12 protein-coding genes are annotated in these 18,696 nt (G+C 62.5%); 4 read left to right on the top strand and 8 right to left on the bottom strand.

Translation table 11 applies throughout. The features are described from left to right. The first annotated feature begins 50 nt into the window (after positions 1-50). The gene (locus OC537_RS14660; RefSeq protein ID WP_262112327.1) at positions 51-2,045 is read left to right on the top strand and encodes a methyl-accepting chemotaxis protein; all 1,995 of its coding nucleotides are present in this window, start codon (positions 51-53) and stop codon (positions 2,043-2,045) included. A gap of 62 nt (positions 2,046-2,107) precedes the next feature. On the opposite strand, the gene OC537_RS14665 is transcribed toward OC537_RS14660, so the two are convergent. Further along, a complete protein-coding gene (locus OC537_RS14665; protein ID WP_106885607.1) occupies positions 2,108-2,527 on the bottom strand; it encodes a hypothetical protein in 420 nt (139 codons plus the stop codon). 144 nt (positions 2,528-2,671) lie between these two features. Continuing rightward, positions 2,672-3,673: a sensor domain-containing diguanylate cyclase gene (locus OC537_RS14670; protein WP_262112329.1), complete on the bottom strand. Its 1,002-nt coding sequence runs from the start codon at positions 3,671-3,673 to the stop codon at positions 2,672-2,674. A 400-nt stretch (positions 3,674-4,073) separates the two neighbouring features. Between OC537_RS14670 and glnK the strand changes: the two genes are divergently transcribed. Together glnK and OC537_RS14680 are read left to right on the top strand one after the other, a co-directional pair. Further along, complete coding sequence (glnK, locus tag OC537_RS14675) at positions 4,074-4,412, top strand: P-II family nitrogen regulator (RefSeq protein ID WP_025328566.1); 339 nt, start codon at positions 4,074-4,076, stop codon at positions 4,410-4,412. Positions 4,413-4,437: 25 nt separating this feature from the next. After that, positions 4,438-5,679, top strand: coding sequence for an ammonium transporter (locus OC537_RS14680; RefSeq protein WP_262112331.1), 1,242 nt, complete (start codon positions 4,438-4,440; stop codon positions 5,677-5,679). Positions 5,680-5,741: 62 nt separating this feature from the next. Here OC537_RS14680 and OC537_RS14685 read toward each other — a convergent pair whose 3' ends face one another. After that, positions 5,742-6,677, bottom strand: a complete 936-nt coding sequence (locus tag OC537_RS14685) for a helix-turn-helix transcriptional regulator (protein WP_262112333.1) — start codon at positions 6,675-6,677, stop codon at positions 5,742-5,744. A gap of 75 nt (positions 6,678-6,752) precedes the next feature. On the opposite strand from OC537_RS14685, the gene OC537_RS14690 reads away from it, so the two are divergent. After that, positions 6,753-7,163 (top strand): VOC family protein, encoded by a 411-nt coding sequence (locus OC537_RS14690; RefSeq protein ID WP_262112335.1) that lies wholly within the window; start codon positions 6,753-6,755, stop codon positions 7,161-7,163. Between the two features lie 234 nt (positions 7,164-7,397). Here OC537_RS14690 and OC537_RS14695 read toward each other — a convergent pair whose 3' ends face one another. The 5 genes from OC537_RS14695 to recC all read right to left on the bottom strand — a co-directional run bounded on the left by OC537_RS14695 (position 7,398) and on the right by recC (position 18,561). Beyond that, complete coding sequence (locus OC537_RS14695) at positions 7,398-7,877, bottom strand: GNAT family N-acetyltransferase (protein WP_234676137.1); 480 nt, start codon at positions 7,875-7,877, stop codon at positions 7,398-7,400. 506 nt (positions 7,878-8,383) lie between these two features. Next, complete coding sequence (locus OC537_RS14700; RefSeq protein ID WP_234676139.1) at positions 8,384-9,415, bottom strand: hypothetical protein; 1,032 nt, start codon at positions 9,413-9,415, stop codon at positions 8,384-8,386. A gap of 94 nt (positions 9,416-9,509) precedes the next feature. Further along, complete coding sequence (gene recD / locus OC537_RS14705) at positions 9,510-11,549, bottom strand: exodeoxyribonuclease V subunit alpha (RefSeq protein WP_262112341.1); 2,040 nt, start codon at positions 11,547-11,549, stop codon at positions 9,510-9,512. An 8-nt stretch (positions 11,550-11,557) separates the two neighbouring features. After that, entirely contained in the window at positions 11,558-15,160 is a 3,603-nt protein-coding gene (gene recB / locus OC537_RS14710) for an exodeoxyribonuclease V subunit beta (protein WP_262112343.1), read from the bottom strand. Then, positions 15,160-18,561 (bottom strand): exodeoxyribonuclease V subunit gamma, encoded by a 3,402-nt coding sequence (gene recC / locus OC537_RS14715; RefSeq protein ID WP_262112344.1) that lies wholly within the window; start codon positions 18,559-18,561, stop codon positions 15,160-15,162. Before recC ends, recB begins: the two co-directional genes overlap by 1 nt. Positions 18,562-18,696 lie beyond the last annotated feature (135 nt).

Consider the following 18,696-nt stretch of genomic DNA (forward strand, 5'->3'; position numbering starts at 1 on the left):
TCAAATAACAGGATCGGGCAAGGCCCCGGCCACAGTGGACAGGAGTCGTTATGGGATGGAATCTGGGCACAATCAAGGGGCGTTATACCGCCGTCTTCCTGGGGTTCATGGCGCTGGTGTGCGCCCTGACGGTGATCGGCATCCAGCTCTGGATCAAGCCGGCGCTGCAGAAGGCCGGTGAGCAGAATGTGGCGCTGCGGGTCAGCGAGATAGCCACCGACATCCGCGACCAGCTCAACGGAGTGCAGAGCCAGTCCCGTAGCATCACCCAGCTGGTGGCCCAGCTGCCGAGCGAGCAGATAGACGCCCTGCTGCCCGCCCTCATCGATCAATACGGCAACGCCATGGTCTTCGGCGGCGGCATCTGGCCCCTGCCGGAGAAACGCGAGGCGGGCCGCGCCAAGTTCAGCACCTTCTATCACAGGGACGCGGCCAACGCCCTCATCCCCAACACCTACTGGAACTCGGCCGAGGCGCCGAACTACTTCGAGCAACCCTGGCACAAGGCGGGGCAGCAGGCTCCCCGCGGCATGTGCGTCTGGGCCGCCGCCTACAAGGATGGCGCCAGCCAGCAGCCGAGAACCAACTGCGCCATGGGGATCTACCGGGACGGCGCCCTCTACGGGGTGTCGACCATAGACGTGACTCTGGGGTTCTTCAACGAACTGGTGGCCAGGAAGGAGCAGGAGATCGGTGGCCAGGTGATGATAGTCGAGGCTAACGGCAAGATCCTGAGCAAGAACGCCCGCCTCGGCGGCGATGTGGTGCTCGGCAATCTCTCCGCCCACGCCGACTACCCCTTCGCCGGGGCCATCGCCGGCCTGCTCGGCCAGGACGCGAGCAAGGGCTTGCTGCGCACCACCTTCCAGGATCAGGGGGAGGAGCAGACCCTGCTGATGGAGGCCATAGAAGGCACCCCCTGGCTGCTCGCCACCGCCCTGCCGACCCGCATCCTGACCCAGGACAGCCGGGACGTGCTCGCCACACTGGCTGCGATCCAGCTGCCCCTGGTGGGGCTGCTGTTCGTGCTCATGGTGCTGGCCATCAGCCAGCTCGGCAGCCGGCTGCAGACCCTCAAGCTCAACATAGATGCCCTCAGCGCCGGCGATGCGGACCTGACGGCCCGTATCCAGGTGAAGGGTCATGACGAGCTGGACAACATAGCCCTGTCGGTGAACCGCTTCATCGCCTACCTGCAGCAGATGATGGTGCAGGTGACGGACGCCACCGACCTCATCACCCGGGAGCTGGCACAGCTCGATCAGCAGACGGGTCAGGCCCGACGGATCCTGGGGGAACACGCCAGCGAGACGGATCAGGTGGTCACCGCCCTCACCGAGCTCAGCTCCACCGCCGACAGCGTGGCCCAGCACGCCAGCGACTCGGCAAGCTTCACCGAGGCCGCCAATGGCCAGGCCGCCAATTCACGCAAGGTGGTGGGCTCGGCCTCCGCCAGCGTGGTGGCCCTGATCGATGAGGTGGATCTCGCCGCCGCCAAGGTGCTGGAGATGCAGGAGGATGCCAAGCAGATCGGCAGCGTGCTCGGGGTGATAGGCGGCATCGCCGCCCAGACCAACCTGCTGGCACTCAACGCCGCCATCGAGGCGGCCCGGGCCGGGGAGCAGGGGCGTGGCTTCGCCGTGGTGGCCGACGAGGTGCGCGCCCTGGCGGCCCGCACCCAGAACAGCACAGCCGAGGTGGGCAGCATGCTGTCGCGCCTCACCCAGGGGGTGGCCGAGGCCGTGGTCGCCATGGAGCAGACCAAGCGCAGCTGCCAGGCCGCAGCCGACACCACGGGTCAGGTCACAGGCGGGCTCGACAGCATGGCCGACTCTGTGGTGCAGATCCACGATCTCAGCAGCCAGATCGCCACCGCCGCCGAGGAGCAGAGCCGGGTGACCGAGGAGATCAACCGCAACATGGTGAGCATTCGCGACATGCTGAACCTGCTGGTGCAAAACGGCAGCCAGACCGAGCAGAGCGCGGCGTCGCTGCTCGGCTCCAACCGCCAGCTGCTGGCCCTGGTGCGCCGCTTCAAGGTGTGATGGCAAACGCCAGCCAGCAAAAAGGGGCCCGCGGGCCCCTTTTTCATGCACGTCGTTCAGACTCAGGCCTTGGCTTTGTCGGCCAGGTTCAGGGTCTTGACGGTTTCGCCTTCGAACTTGATGACGACGCTCTTCTGAGCGGCTTCGGTATCCTTGAACAGGGTCTTGGAGGTCTCTGCCAGCATGGGAGATACCTTGTTCAGGGCGCTCAGGTCATAGGTCCACACTTCCAGACCGGCTTCGGTCTTGGTGCTGGCCGGGGCGCCCAGCTTGTCCTTGATGGCCTGCTTGTTGGAGCCGCCTTCCTTGATATCCAGGGCCGTTTTGATCGCTTCGTTGGAGGCGCTGTCCACGGCAGTACCGGCCATCTCTTTGGCGGTGCTGGTGACGCTGCTGGTCACGGAATCGGTCAGGGAATCCATCAGGCCGGCGTGGGCAACCAGGGGCAGGGCGGTCAGGGCAATCAGAAGGCACTTTTTCATTAAGATACATCTCACAGGAATGAAAGAGCGCGCATCAGACCAGTGAGCTCGATTGGAGTCAAGATGATCCCAAGGTCAAGCCGCATTCGGGGGGGAAGAGGGACTAGAGGCTGGACAGGGCGGCCGGGGACGGATAGCGGCCCCCTAGCCAGAGAGCTGATCCTTGCCCGCCAGCTTGGCCCGGTAGAGCGCCCTGTCCACCCTCGCCATCAACTGGTTCAGGGGTTCGTCCGGCATGGACTCCACCAGACCGAAGCTCAGGGTGATGGGCTCCACCCCCTTGACCCTGGCATAGCCCAGTCGCTGTCGCAGCTTTTCGGCCACCACATGGGCCTCAGCCAGCCGGGTGTTGGGCAGCACCAGCATGAACTCGTCACCTCCCCAGCGGGCCAGCAGATCGATCTCGCGGATGGAGCCGCGGGTCAGGCACACTATGTCGATCAGGGTCTGATCCCCCACCCCGTGGCCGTGGCGATCGTTGATCTGCTTGAAGTCGTCCACGTCCATGGCGATCACGGCGAAGGGCTCCTTGAAGCGCCGGGCGCGCTCATACTCCAGCCGGACGGCCTGCTCCAGCCGATAGCGGCTGGCGGCCCCGGTCAGGGAATCCGTCTCCGCCAGGCGGCGGTTCTCCTCCACCTGATGCTGGAGCGCCAGGTTGAGCCGCTCCAGCTCGGCGGTGCGCTCCGCCACCTGCTGCTCCAGGGAGCGATTGTGCAGCTCCAGCCGGGCATAGAGCTCCCGCTGGGCATGAATGTCCCGGTGCGCCCCTATCATCCTGGCCACTGAGCCATCCGGGTTGCGCGCTATGATGCGGCCACAATCCTCTATCCAGATGAAGTCCCCGTTGCGACAGCGACAGCGGTACTCGGCCCTGTAGTCTGGAGACTGGCCGCTCAGATAGGCATCGAAGCGGGCCATCACCCGCGCCAGATCGTCCGGGTGGATCAGGTTTTCCCAGGTGAATACCGTGTTGTCGAGGGTGTGCGGCTCATAGCCCAGCATCTGATACCAGCCCGGATTGCGATAGACGAAGCCGGTGTTGGCATTCCAGTCCCAGATCCCGTCGCTGATGACCTCCAGAATGCCGTGTACCGCGGCCTCATTGAGATCCTGGATCCTGATAGTGTCATTGTCCTGCAGCATGGAAACCATCCTTGTTCTGCTCCCCCGCGCCACTGCGGGTGACTCGAGTCCAGCGGTTGAACATCATTGAAAAATGCGGCCGCCTGCCGGGCTACCCGATGGCGACTGCCTGCCTGCAATCCCTGTCATGACAAGGTTATCGGCCGCCCCCAGGCTCCCCTGAATAACAGTAGCAGCAGGGCCTGCCGCCAGTCTTGAGCGCCGTCACGCCTTCCCGCTTTTGTCTGCCCACCCCCTTGCACCAGGGTGGTGCACCCCCTTGGCGCAGCCCTGCCCAAATGGGGCACCTCTCGTCACTCCTTCGGGCAGTGATTAAATAAATCATTGAATAAATAGGGAAAAATTCTTGGCGCAATATTTGCCTTTGTCTTGGTGAACCACCAAGGATTGGGGACATTGCATGAAGTTAATCACTGCCATCATCAAGCCGTTCAAACTCGATGACGTTCGCGAAGCCCTCGCCACCCTCGGCGTAGAGGGGCTGACGGTCTCCGAGGTCAAGGGGTTTGGCCGCCAGAAGGGGCACACCGAGCTCTATCGGGGCGCCGAATACCAGGTGGATTTCCTGCCCAAGGTGAAGCTGGAGATCGCCACCCAGGCCGACAACGTCGAGCCCATCATCGAAGCCATCAGCCAGGCTGCCCACACCGGCAAGATAGGTGACGGCAAGATCTTCGTCTGCGACCTGCTGGCCGCCGTGCGCATCCGCACCGGCGAGACAGACGCAGACGCCCTTTGATACGACTGGAACCGAGGAACACGACATGGAAGAGTTGATCACATCCGTCAGCGAGCTGCGCTATGCGCTCGATACCTTCTACCTGCTGATCTCCGGCGTGCTGGTCATGTGGATGGCCGCCGGGTTCGCCATGCTGGAGGCGGGCCTGGTCCGCGCCAAGAACACCACAGAGATCCTGACCAAGAACATCCTGCTCTACGCCATCGCCTGCGTCATGTACCTGCTGGTCGGCTACAACATCATGTACGTGGACAACGGCGCCGGCGGCTGGTTGCCGAGCTTTGGCAGCCTGATGGGCAGCCAGGCCGAGGATGCCGGCCACTCACTGCACGCCGACTTCTTCTTCCAGGTGGTCTTCGTGGCGACCGCCACCTCCATCATCTCGGGGGCGGTGGCCGAGCGGATGAAGCTCTGGTCCTTCCTCCTGTTCTGCGTGGTGATGACAGGCTTCATCTACCCCATAGAGGGCTACTGGAGCTGGGGCGGCGGCTTCCTGAAAGAGGCGGGCTTCTCCGACTTCGCGGGCTCAGGCATAGTCCACATGGCGGGCGCCGCCGCGGCCCTGGCCGCTGTGCTGCTGCTCGGCCCCCGTCGTGGCAAATATGGCAAGCAGGGGGAGATCCATCCCATCCCCGGCTCCAACCTGCCGCTGGCGACCCTGGGCACCCTGATCCTCTGGATGGGCTGGTTCGGCTTCAACGGCGGCTCCCAGCTGGCGCTCTCCAGCGCCGCTGACGCCACCGCCATCGGCACCGTCTTCGTCAACACCAATGCCGCCGCAGCCGCCGGTGTGGTCGGCGCCCTGCTGGTCAGCAAGCTCACCTGGGGCAAGGCGGATCTCACCATGATCCTCAACGGTGCCCTCGGCGGTCTGGTCGCCATCACAGCCGATCCGGCCTCCCCCAGCCCGCTGTTCGCCAGCCTGATCGGCGCCCTGGCCGGAGCCCTGGTGGTCTACGCCATAGTCGCTTTCGATCGCCTGAAAATAGATGACCCGGTCGGCGCCATCTCGGTACACGGGGTCTGCGGCCTGTTCGGCCTGATGGTGGTGCCCTTCTCCAACGCAAGCGCCACCTTCGGCGCCCAGTTGCTGGGGGCCGCCATCATCTTCGGCTGGGTCTTTGCCGTCTCCCTCATCGTCTGGAGCCTGCTCAAGGCCACCATGGGCCTGAGGGTCAGCGAAGAGGAAGAGATGCTGGGCGTGGATGTCCACGAGTGCGGCGTCGATGCCTATCCCGAGTTCGTCAGCATCAAATCCAGCAGCTGACACAGACTGCTGCTTACGGGGCCCGGGGGACACCTCGGGCCCCGCTCTTTTTTGGGGTGCCCTCAGCGCCCCTTGAAGGCGGGGTGATGCAGTTGGCGATAGTGGCTCGGGGCCAGCCCGTGCTGGCGCTTGAAGGCGGTGGAGAAGTGGTATTCGTTCTTGAAGCCGCACTGGGCGGCCAGCAGCTTCACCGAGTCGGCCCGGCTCGCCAGCAGGAGCGCCGCCCGCTGCAAGCGCAGCCGTTGCAGCAGCGCCATGGGGGCCAGCGCGAAGTGCTGCTGACAGAGCCGATGGAGCTGGCGCTCCGAGAGGTGCAGGGCGGCGGCCATGCGATTGATGTCCCAGCACTCGGCCAGGGAATCTTTGAGCATCAATTCGAGGCGCAGGGCCAGCCGCTCGCCGCGACTCTGCCCCTCCCCCTTTTGCAGCAGGCGGCGCAGATAAAAACCGAGCTGCTCCACCAGCAGCGCGCTGAGCAGCGGGTCCTGATGGCGCTCCTGCTCCGCATAGAGGTTCTCCAAGGTGCGCAGCAGGGTTCCCTGCTGGGAGGTGCACCCCAGACGAGGGCGACTGGCGAAGGCATCCCAGGGGGAGTCCTTGTGCAGCAGCAGCCACACCAGATCCCAGCCGCCCTTTGCCGTCGGCTGTTGCTGCTCCGGCGCTGGCAACTGCGTCTCTGCTAGTCCCGTCTCCGGTAACTGCGTCTCTGGCAACCGATAGCAGAGCGGCTCCCCCGCCGGGATCAGGGCCCACTCCCCCACCGGCAGCCGCACGAAGCCATCCTCCAGCCGCACCTCTCCCTCGCCCCCCAGGGTGAGCAGGAAGCAGTGCACCTCCCCCAGGCGGCGCTCGATGCGATAGCGGGTGCGCAGGCGGGAATAGCCCGCCAGCCAGACCCGCTCCTGTACAAGGGCGGGCAGCAGGCTGTCACAGCAGATCTGCTCGCGGCAGTCGGGGGAGATATCGATGAGATCGGGGTTGGCAGTTTCAGACATCATCAGGACGGGCTCAGCCATGTCGAAGGATTAGGCCAGAGCATAACATCAAGGGCATAGAGTCACAGGAGACAAGCCATGCACATACATCACGTCGCCATCTGGGCACAGGATCTGGAGGCACTCAAGGCATTCTACTGCACCCTGTTTGGCGGGCAGGCCAATGAGCGCTACCACAACCCGACCAAACAGTTCTCGTCCTACTTCGTGCGCTTCGAGGGGGGCGCCAGTCTGGAGCTGATGCACAGCCCCAACCTGTTTCCGGCAGATCTCGGCCCGCACTCCCCACAACCATACCCGCTGCAGGGGCTGGCTCATATTGCCTTCTCCCTCGGCAGCGCGGAGGCGGTGGACCAGATGACGGCACGTCTCAAGCTGCTCAAGGGCGCCGAGGTCAAACACCTGGACGGCCCCCGCTGGACCGGCGACGGCTATTACGAGAGCACCTTCCTGGATCCCGAAGGCAACCGGCTGGAATTGACCCTCTAATGCCTGAATGCTCCCCTCACCCTGGCCCTCTCGTAAGTTCGATTAGCGAAGCGTAATCGGACAGCGGTAACGGCATTGCTCCCCTCTCCCGTTTATTAAAAAAGGAGGAAAAGGGCTGGGGATGAGGGGGCGGAAAAAAGAGATTACGCAGTAAACGTTGGGCTTCGCTTCGCTCAACCACAACCCACCCAATCGGTAGGTTGGTGCTGAGCCAGCGAAACCCAATAGCAGAGCTTATTTTGCCAGTTCAAGTCGATAAAAATCCGTCTCTTCGTGTTTTGGATTGGAACGCAAAAATGTCCAGCCCGAACGCCGGTAATGGTTCAGCGCCCGCAAATTGGTACGACTAACGGATAGCAACGCCCATTTGCAGCCCGCCCCCAGCAACTGCTGGCGGATATACGCCTGCAACTCGGCGGCCAAGCTGGTGCCACGATACTCGGGAAACAGATAGATAAGCTGCACATAGCCGGTCTCGGGCTCATCGGAAAAGCTGCGAAATTCCAGCTGACCCACCAGTTGTTCACCCACCCAGACATGGATGTAATGCCATTGCGCTTGCCCCAACCTTTCATGGATCCGCTCCCGATAGCCGCAGATAAAGTCGGCAAAGCCATTATGGGTATGAAAGCTGCAAAAATAGGCATCCCTGCGCGCCAACAAACAGTATTCGTAATCCCGATCCAGATCGATGGTTTTAAATTCGAGTCGCAATCAATAAGATCCTGTCGCGTGTAGGTAGGGTGTAAAAAGCGAAGCGCATTAAACCTTTTGACAGATAAATAGCAGCGGTGCAATTCACTTCGTTCATTGCACCCTACCCGTCCCTCACCCTGCCCTCTCCCAAAGGGAGAGGGGATCATCCGACATCGAGGATATAGCGTTGGCAATCGGGAAAAGTTCGGGAGTGGCGGATTGCACGAATTTTCGATGATGCAATATTCGATTGCATGATGCTTGATTACGCGATCGTCCGATTACGCTTCGCTAATCGAACCTACAAATATCCGATAAACCTGTGGTGCAAACCAACTCAAAGGGAGTCAAATCTCCCTTCTCCCCTTGCGGGAGAAGGGCCGGGGATGAGGGGAAGGAAAAAAGAGATGATGCAATAAACGTTGGGCTTCGCTACGCTCAGCCACAACCTACGCAATCGGTAGGTTGGTGCTGAGCCTGCGAAGCCCAACATTCGGGATGAAATAAATGTGTCATTTGTCGAATCAATATGCACATGTAGTTTGTGAGCCCAGTAATTTCCTTCGAGATATGAAAATGGCATCTGTTAATTTACGTAAATAACTCCCAAGCTCCATATCAACCTGATCTATTCCAGGCCAGAAAAATGGCACTTTTTCATTTTGAAGACTTTCAATAAACATGATATGTGTTAGTGCCAAAATTATCCTTGGAAAATTTGATGGTTCGTGAAAGTCATTTTTCAAAAGATGAACAATCAAATGTCTATTAAAACCGTTCAGTGTTCTATCTGAACCACTTGGCTTATATAAAACTGATGAGAAGAATATTCTAAATGCATTTATTACATCGCATTGGGGATTAACATGTGTTAGAAAGTCTATTTCTACCTCGCTGTTATAACCTTTCCCTGGATGCCAGATATATGGCGACATGTAATTCCTACCCCGTTGCATTATTAACTCTTTAAGACCTTTTTCAAACTCTGCTGTACTGACAGTATTTATCCCTTGATTGAGGATACTGACCTGAATATTCCTCAACCCAGCTTCAAAAACAGGGAAAAGAGACATGATAGCTATGTGGTCCAACCCCATATGATGGGCTTCGATGGCTTCAAATATTATTGTCTTATAGTCTGCTAATGAGTCACTTACAGAGAAATACTTATTGAAGTATGCTGCATAAACATCAGGCGTGAAGTTTTCATGCAGCCATTCACTAGCTGATTTATATGGATCATCAGTTTTATTAATGCGACCTATATCTCTTACAATTGTGCCTTCTCCAATAAAAAGTGGAACTGGTATTAACAAGTTAAGCATTCGTTCCTGAAGCGCTGTTACCCTGCCCCACTTCTTGTTCAAATCTGATATTGGCCGTTCTGTTACATAACATCTGCCTTCATCAGTTTGAATGTCAAACCCATCTCGACCTAAATTTTTCTTTGTTACTTCCACATCAACCGAATCCCGTTTTTTGAAAATCAACTTAATCTGTTCTTCAGTTAGTTTAGGTGTCTGACAAAGAGATTTTAAGGTCTTCTCATACTTCATATATGATATTTATCCTATGAATTAATTTAATGGCAGCTTAAGTTATTCAAGCGCAATTGAACGGCGATCAATCTCTTTACCGCCCCCCAATTCATCACTCCCCCAACCTCTCCGCCAATCCGGAATAACGCTCGGTCTTCTTCCGCACCGCCTGTGCCAGCAGGGCGCGATCGCCGTAGAGATCGAGGCGCGCCTTGGCCCGAGTGATGCCGGTATAGACCAGCTCGCGGGTCAGCAATGGGCTGGGGCTGTCGGGCAGCACCAGCACGGTATGGGCAAACTCGGAGCCCTGGGATTTGTGGATGGTCATGGCGTAGACCGTCTCGTGAGGCGGCAAGCGGCTTGGCAAGAGCGCGCGCAGGCTGCCGTCCGGCTGCTCGAACCACACCTTGAGGCGGCCGGTTTCATCGGGCAGGCAGAGCCCCATATCGCCGTTGTAGAGGCCGATGCCGTGGTCGTTGCGCACCACCATCACGGGGCGGCCCGCATACCAGTCGCCATCCCGGGCAATCAGCCCGGCCCGAGACAGGGCCAGTTCGAGCCGCTCGTTAAGCCCCAGCACCCCGAAGGGGCCGTCCCGCAGGGCGCAGAGGATCTGGAAGCCGTTGAACGCCTTGAACACGGCAGACGCCTCTTCTCCGGCGCGGGCCGCCTTCAGATAGCTGCCGTAGCCGGCCACCCCCTGGGCAATCAGGGCCTCGTAGGCCTCTCCCGCCCAGGGGTGCAGGCTGATGTCCTTGAATCCCGCACTCCAGACCGATTCCACCGCGGCGGCATCGCCGTCGTTGCAGGCCCGCGCCAGCTGGCCTATGCCGGAATGCTGATCGAAGCGCCAGCTCTTGGAAAGCAAACAGAGGCTGTCGCGCACCGGTGCACCGGCAGGCGAACCCTGCAGGTGGTAGCCGGTCTGGCGGGAGAGCCAATCCGCTTGCGCTGGGCTGATGCCCTGTTCGATAAAACTGCAGATATCCCCGAGCACAGCCCCCGCCTCCACCGAGGCGAGCTGATCCTTGTCGCCGAGCAGGATCAGGCGGGCGTGGCTCGGCAACGCATCGAGCAGGCGCGCCATCATCGGCAGGTCGACCATGGAGGCCTCATCCACCACCAGCAAGTCGAGGTGCAGCGGGTTGCCCGCGTGGTGGCGGAACTGGCTGCGCCCCGGGATCACCCCGAGCAGCCGGTGCAGGGTGCCCGCCTCTGTGGGGATGGCCTGGGCCCACTCCGGGGGCAAGTCCAGCGCCTGCAGGGCGGAGCCTATACTCTCGGTGAGGCGCGCCGCCGCCTTGCCGGTGGGGGCCACCAGCCGGATCGCCGGGGCCTTGCCTGCTTGCAGGCCTGTCTCCACCAGGATGGCCAGGAGCTTGGCGACAGTGGTGGTCTTGCCGGTGCCGGGGCCGCCTGAGATGACTGCAAAGGGGCGCGCCGCCGCCGTGGCTGCCGCCAGCTTCTGGCCATTGCAGCAGAGCGACTCGGGCACCAGGGTATCCAGCTTGCCAAGATCGCTCGCCGCCTGGGCGCTGGTCAGCAGCGCCTCTATGGCGGGCCAATCCACTTCATTGGGGAACACCAGATCCAGATACTTCTCGACGAAGTGGCGGGCCGAGAAGTCGGGGGCGAGGCGGGCCTTGAGCAGCGCCCCGAACACCAGACCGTGGTCGCGGGCAAAGAGGCGCGACAGGGCCGGGGCTATCTCGGGCCATTCGGCGCGTTCACTTAACGCGCGCAGATGGCGAGCCACCCCCAGCTCAAAATCGTGGTAGCGGGTGAGGTAGAGGCGCCCGTGCCAGAGCCGCAGCGGCCAGCGGGGGGCCTCCCCCTCATGCTGTTCAGAGCCAACCAGCGGACTTGCCGCAAAGAGGGCGGGCCAGCTCGCAGGATCCGCCAGATCCCCCAGCAGATCCCGGCTCTGCTGGGGATCCAGCCCGAAGGGGCGCAGGGATCCGGCAGCGAGCATTTCCAGCGGCAGGCAGACATGGCCGCGCCCCAGCTCGAAGCAGGCGAGCGCCGCCCCCAGTACCAGCTCGGGGCTGCCGCCCAGATCGGCCACCAGTTTGGCAAATTGCAGATCCAGCTGGCGGATACGCCCCGCCAGCGCCAAGGCTTTCAGCCGTTCGATCATACCGTCGCTCTTCATCTCGCCCCTCATGCCTCTGCCTTGTTTGGTTTTTCTAAACGATGATCGTCAGGCATCACACCTTTACTAAACAACTTGTCGAGCCCCAGCACCAGTTCACGGCTCGGACGGGTATGGAATACCCCCCCTTGCGGCATGCCGCGCAGGAAGAGATAGAAGACCCCGCCAAAGTGCTGGTCAAAGTCGTAGCCCGGCAGCCGCAACGAGAGCAGCCGATGCAGCGCCAGGGAATAGAGCTGGTATTGCAGGTCGTAGCGATGATCACACATGGCCCGCTCCAGCGCCGGACGGCTGTAGTCGGTCGGGCTCATGCCGAGGTGGTTGGATTTGTAGTCGAGCAGATACCAGCGCCCCTGCCACTCGAACACCAGATCGATAAAGCCCTTGAGCATCCCCTGCACTGTGGCGAAGCCGAGCGGCTTGTTGCCCCGGGACAGGGGGTCGTGCTGCTGGCAGAGGGCGGTCAGCGCCGGTGCCGTCACCCGCCCCATGGGCAGGAAGAACTCCAGCTCCACCTGCTTGCGGTCGGCGCTCAAGTCCCTCAGCCGCACCGGCTCGTCAAAGCCGGTATCCAGCGGGGTATCGAGCACCGCCTCCACCTGCTGTTGCAACACAGGCGCCCAATTCTCGTCGAAGCCATCCTGCGCCAGCAGGGTGGCGATATGCTGTGCCAGCGGCTCACCAGCGGCGCTCTGAAAGTCGATGGTCTCGAACAGGCTGTGCAGCAAGGTGCCGGGGCGGGCCCCTTTCGGGAAGGTGAAGATGGAGGGCTGGGGCGCCTCCTCTTCCTGCGCAGCGGCAGCCGCCTCGGTGACGACCTCGTCATCGAAGCCGGGGTTCGCCAAGACCCCCTTGCCGTGGCCGTTCCCCTGGGCAGCCAGCCCGGAGTAGGAGCTGATCCACCAGTCCCGCTCCAGCCGACCGGTAAAGTGGCGCACCTGGTGCTCGCCCAGCTGCTCTTCCTCTGGCGGCAGTGGGGCCGGACGGGTGAGCGAGGGCTCATAGACCACCACCCCGGGCAGCGCCTGGGCAAGCTCGGTGAGGGCGGTCGCCAAGGTTTCGGCGTCCCCCTCTTCCCCCTTTTGCAGCAGGTAGCCGATGGCGGTGTGGTGCAGCTCTGTCTTCTCCGACTTGCCGTTGCCCGAGCGCACCGGGGCCAGCCCCAGCCAGGTGGCGTAGACGCCCCGGGTCAGTGCCACGTAGAGCAGACGCAAATCTTCGGCGAGGCGCTCTTTGTCCGCTTCGGCCAGCGAATGGTCGGCACCGGTCAGATCGAGAATGGTGCGATTGCCCGCCTCATCCGCCTCGTGATAGAGCGGGGTCTCGGCGGTTCTGTGGCTGCAGATGAAGGGCAGGAACACCAGGGGGTACTCCAGCCCCTTGGATTTGTGGATGGTGACTATCTGCACCAACTTGCGCTCGGATTCGAGCCGCAGTACCTGCTCCGCATCCTGGCCGCCCGGGCGGCTCACCGCCTCCCCCAGCCAGCGCAGCAGGGCATATTCCCCGTCCAGCTCGCTGCTTATCTGTTGCAGCAGCTCGCCGAGATGGAGGAAGTTGGTCAGCCGCCGCTCGCCATAGGGGCTCGCCAGCAGGGAGGAGGCGAGGTTGCGCCTGTGCAGCAGGGCCCGCAGCATGGCCAGCACGCCACGGCGATGCCAGATCTGGCGGTACTCCATAAACTCCTGCACCGCGCTCTCCCAGGCCCGCTCGTCCGAGGCCAGCGCGTCGAGCGCCTTGGCATCCAGATCGAACAGCCCGGTGGCCAGAGCCGCCCGCAGGCTCCGCTCTTCACTCGGGTTCTGGCAGGCGTGTAGGATCAGCAAAATCTCCCGCGCCTCCACCTGCTCCAGCACGCTCTCGCGATTCGACAGGTAGACGGAGGCGATGGCGAGCCGTGCCAGCTCCTGCTGCACCAGCTTGCCCTCGGCGCCAGTGCGCACCAGCACGGCGATATCCCCGGCCTTCACCGCCTTGTCACCTATCTGTGCCTTGCCCTCGCGGGCCAGGGTCAGCAGGCGGTGGATCTCGGCGGCGGTGGCGCGGGCCATCTTGCTCTGGTAATCCCCCCGATTGAAGGTGGGCTGGCCGGTCAGCTGCCAGCAGTGGAGCACGGGTGCGGTAACGCCACCCAGCAGCAGCGCCTTGCTCTTGCCCTGCGCCTCCACCGGCAGGAAGGGGATGTCCGCTTCGTAGATAAAGGGATCCCTGGCCCGCTCGAACAGGCCGTTGACCGCCCCCACCAGCGCACCGCTGGAGCGCCAGTTGCGCCCCAGGGTGTAGTGGGCACTCACATTTCGCCGCGCCTGGATGTAGGTAAAGATGTCGGCGCCGCGAAAGCCGTAGATGGCCTGCTTGGGGTCACCGATCATCAGCAGCGCCGTGTCCTGGTGGCCGCCGTAAAGGCGATGGAAGATGCGGTACTGCTGGGGGTCTGTATCCTGAAATTCATCGATCATCGCCACCCGGTAGGTGGCGCGAATGCGCTCGCAGAGCCGCTCGCCCAAGCTGGAACCGAGCGCCCCGTCGAGGTCTTTCAGCAGGTCATCGAAGGAGAGCTGATGAGCCTGGCGCTTGCTCGCCTGCATCCGGCTGCGCACCACCCTGGCCGCCCGTTGCAGGATAAGGTCGCGAATACCGGGGCGGCTCGCCAGCAGCTCGTCGATCTGGCTAAACAGCGGCAGGGTCGGCACCGCGCCCCCCTTCTTGAGGTTCTCCTCCAGCACGCGTTGGCCGAAGCGCTCCAGCTCCTTGGGGATGGCGTAACCGCTCCCCTCGTCCTGTGCCCAATCACCTATCTTGGCGAGCCACCCTTCGTAGTTCTTGCCGGTGTAGCGGCTGATCTGGCCGTCGGTCTGGCGGCGGATCTCGTCCCTTTGCGCCAGCCATTCGCTCTTCACCGCAGCGATGCGACTCATGGCCGCCTGATGGCGGGCGGCGAGGGTCTCATCCCCCAAGGCCGGGTGTATCTCCAGCTCGCTATTGTCGAGCCAGCCGTTCATCTCCCGCAGCAGGGCGGCGGGGCTAGGCCAGAGCGCGCGCACCGAACTCGCCAGGGTTTTATCCACCGGATAGAACTCGGCGCGCCAGTAGTCGCTCACCGCCTGCAGCCTGAGCTGGCTGTCGTCGGTCAAAAATTCTGTCTCGAACAGGGCGCCCGACTCGAAGGCGTTTTGCTTGAGCATCCGCTGGCAGAAGCCGTGGATGGTAAAGACAGCCGCCTCGTCCATCTGCCGCTCGGCGGCCAACAGGCGACGGGCCGCAAGCTCGTGATCCTCCACCTCGATCAGCAACTGGGCCAGCAAGTCATCCTTGCTCTCACCCCGCATAAAGGCGAGCCGCGCCTCGTGGATGCGGGCGCGGATCCGCCCGCGCAGCTCGGCGGTGGCGGCCTCGGTAAAGGTCACCACCAGGATCTCGGTCACCGAGAGCGGCCGCTCGTGGGCGCTGGACTGACCCACATCGGCCCCCTCTTCGATCAGCGGGCCGTGCCCCAGCAGCAAGCGCAGGTAGAGGCCGGCTATGGTGTAGGTCTTGCCGGTGCCGGCGGAGGCTTCGATCAGTCGTTCACCATGGAGGGGAAAACGCAATGTATTGAGCGGGTTGGCCATTATTTCAGCTCCTCCAGGGTCTTGAGCAGCGGGGTCAGATGTTCCCGGGCCAGGGTCTGCAACTGGCCCAGCACGGCGTCATCCAGCTCGGGGAAGCAGCGGGCGACGTAAACGTCTTGCCCCTCCCCCGTCACCATGTAGCCCCCGTTGAAGCGGGTGAGGGCCGCCTTGTCGGCCGCCTCCGGTTTGTCCGGATCCTTCTCGATCGCCCTGAACCACTCCCAGGCAGTATTGGGGAAAAACGGCAGCGGCCGCTTCATCCCCTGGGCCCAGAGGGAGACCAGGGCCGCCAGCCTGGGGCGCGCCTCCTCGGCCGGAAGAACTGGCAGCCGCAGACTCTGCTTGGCATCGAACAGCAGGGTGTCGCCAGGGGCGCAACTCAATGAGAGGCAGAGGTGCTGAACCCAGCCCAGCAGCAGATCCTTGCCGTTGAAGCTGCCGGGTTTGACCACCAGCAAGCGCCCCTTCTGGGTGTCTATCCACCCCTGCAGCTGGCCCTGGGTCAGGGAGATATCGATCTCCACCGCCCGTTTTTCTGCCTCATTGGCCGCAACCCAGGGGCGCAGCCGATCCGCCAGCTTGCCCATCTCGGCGTCCAGATCCTCCAGCAGCAGGCTGCCGAACCAGCCTTGGGGCAGCAGGCCGGTGAGCTGCAACCGCTCGCGACGCACTGAGCTATCCCCCTGTGCCAGATGGGCATCGAGCAGCAAGGCCTTGAGCTGGTAGTGCTGCAGGCCGTCCAGCTCGAACGGCTCGCTGTCTTCGATGTTGGCTTCGTTCAGCTCGAACCACACCTTGAGGCGACGGTTGAGGAAATACTTGGTGGGCTGGCGATAGAAACGCAGCAGCTCCGCCAGCTCCAGCCCCTGCTCCTTGCCCCATTCGGGAGGTAAAGGCAGCTCGCCGCTCTGGAAATTCGCCGCGCCGCGCACCGGATTGAGGGCGGGCAGCCAGTCGGCGGCATAGGTAAAGAGGCCGGACCCCGCCTGTGGGTAGAAGTAGTTGCGGCTGTAGGGGGTGAGCGGGTGCGGCACTATCAGATGTTCGAGCAGCCGCTTGCCGGAAGTTTCATCGTCGAGGCTCTCATCCCCCGCCAGCACGAAGCCCTGTCGCACATAGTCGATCAGCTCCGCCAGCAGCACCGAGGGCACCTTGTCGCTGTTGTCCTGGGCGCTGAAGCCCTGATAGCTGATATAGAGCCCCTGCTGGGCGCTGAGCAGCGCCTCGAGGAAGAGGTAGCGGTCGTCATCGCGGCGGGAGCGATCACCGCGCCGCGATGCCACCGCCATCAGATCGAAGCCCATGGGGGCCAAAGTGCGCGGGTAGACGCCGTCGTTCATGCCGAGCAGGCAGACCTGCCTGAAGGGGATGGAGCGCATCGGCATCAGGGTGCAGAAGTTGACCTGACCGGCGAGGAAGCGCTGGCTGGAGCGGGACTCCCCCAGCACGCTGCCGAGATAATCCTGCAACAGGTCGGCGGTGATGGGCTGATCGAAGCGAGCCTCCCCGAGCTGGGTCTGCCAGTCGGCCAGCTGGCTGCGAATGAGCTGCAGCTGACGCTCTTCATCCTCGTCGGCCAGATAGAAGCGCTCCAGCAGTGCCAGCAGGCAGGCGTTCCACTCTGCCAGCGGCTGCGCCTGTTGCAGCCGGGGCAAAAATTCCGCCAGGGAGTCGACAAACCAGGCGAGCTTGCCGAGCGCCAGTCCCTGCTGACCCTCGATCTCGGCGTAGGGCAAGATGCTGGCCAAGGGGCCCTGCTGACCTGCACCATGATCGGCACAGGGCAGGATGCCAGCCACCGGCTCCCCATCCCCCATGGCAAAGCCGAGCAGCATGCGGCGCAGGCCGAACAGCCAGCTGTTGCCGGACATGGGCGGCAGATCGAAACGCGTGGGGTAACTGTCATCCAGCCCCCAGCGAATGCCGGTCTCCTGCACCCAGACCCGCAGCTGGTTGAACTCGTCGTCATCCAGCTCGAAACGGCGCAGCACGGCGGGCACCTCGAGAATGGCGAGCAGCTCGCCGGCACCGAGGCGGGCGTTTGGCAGGTGCAGCAGAGCGAGGAAGCTTTGCAGCAGCGGGCTCTCCTGGCTGGCGGCTCTGTCCGATACAGCGAAGGGGATCTGGCCACGGGCGCCAAACACCGCCTGAATGTAGGGGCCGTAGCTGTTCACGTCCGGCATCATCACCACCACATCTTTCGGAGTGAGGGACGGGTCCTGCTCGAACAGCGCCAGCAGCCGGTCGTGCAGCACTTCAAGTTCCCGCATAGGGCCGTGGCAGGCGTGGATCTGCAGGGATCCATCCGCCGGACTGATGGGACTCTTGTGGTGGCTGCTGTCGAGATCGAACTGACCGGCGCCCCGTTCTGCCAGCTCCAGCACATCCTGCTGGATGGCGCGCAGCAGGCTGACATGGCCCTGCTCATCCACCTCGTCGATGTCGACGAAGGCCTCGATTTGCGGCACCTCCAGCTCCATCAGCTGATGCAGGTAGTCGCGCCCCAGCTTGCCCATGGAGGCGAGTAGCGGGTTGGCAGGGCCCTGCAAGGTCTCGATATCGGTACCGGGCTTGAGCCTGGTTTCGAGCCGCGCCAGGGTTTTTCTGTCCAGCAGATCCCCCCAGTAGTAGCGGCAGGGGTTGGTGACGAATAGATGCACCTCCACCTCGGGTCTACTGCCGAGGGCCAGCAGGGCCTCCACATAGCGGGGTGGCAGCGCCGAGATGCCGAACACGAAGACCCGCTGGGGCAGCTTGCCCGGCAGATCCCGGGTGCGCGCCAGCTCGTGGATAAATTCCTCGTAGAGGTTGGCTCTGTGGTAGCCGCTGGGCGCGAGGGCCAGGGTGCGGGCCACCAGCTCGCGCCACAGCTCCGGCTGCCAATCCTGACCGCTCACCCCAGACAGTTCCAACCCCAATCCCTCCCCCTCTTCCCAGCGGGCTATCCAGTCCGGCCGATAGACCAGATATTGGTCAAAGAGATCCGCCACCTTCTGGCAGAGCTGCCACAGCCTTACTTGCTCGGGATCCTGGGCAGGGTCCTCGTCATCCCCCCCCAGATAGGCGGCCAGCGGCGCGAAGGCGGGCCTGTCCAGCAGGGCGGGCAGAATGGTCATCAACTGCCAGCTCATGGATCCCTTGTTATAGGGGCTCTGGCGGGGCACGTCTGCCAGCACCTGGGTGAACATCTCCCAGATGAAGCTGGCTGGCAGCGGGAAGTCGATATTGGCGGCGATGCCGAAGGCCTTGGCCAGCTCCAGCTTGAGCCACTGGGCCATGCCGGGACTCTGCACCAGGATCTGCTCGTGCTCGAAGGGGTGAGAGAGGGGCGCCTGCCGGATGCGGCTCACCAGCAGCTCCTTGAGCAGATCCAGCTGATTGGAGTGGTAGAGGGTAAACATGGACGACTCCCGCCAATTTCATGAAGAGGGGTGCGCGCCGGAAAAGGCGAGCCATTTCCGTCACTTCACACGAAATGGGATTGTCGGGGATCGGGGGGTAAGATGCAAAAGGCGCTTGCCACCGCCAGGCTGGCC

The sequence above is a fragment of the Aeromonas sp. Marseille-Q5825 genome (genome assembly GCF_946892685.1).
Lineage (GTDB): Bacteria > Pseudomonadota > Gammaproteobacteria > Enterobacterales > Aeromonadaceae > Aeromonas > Aeromonas rivipollensis.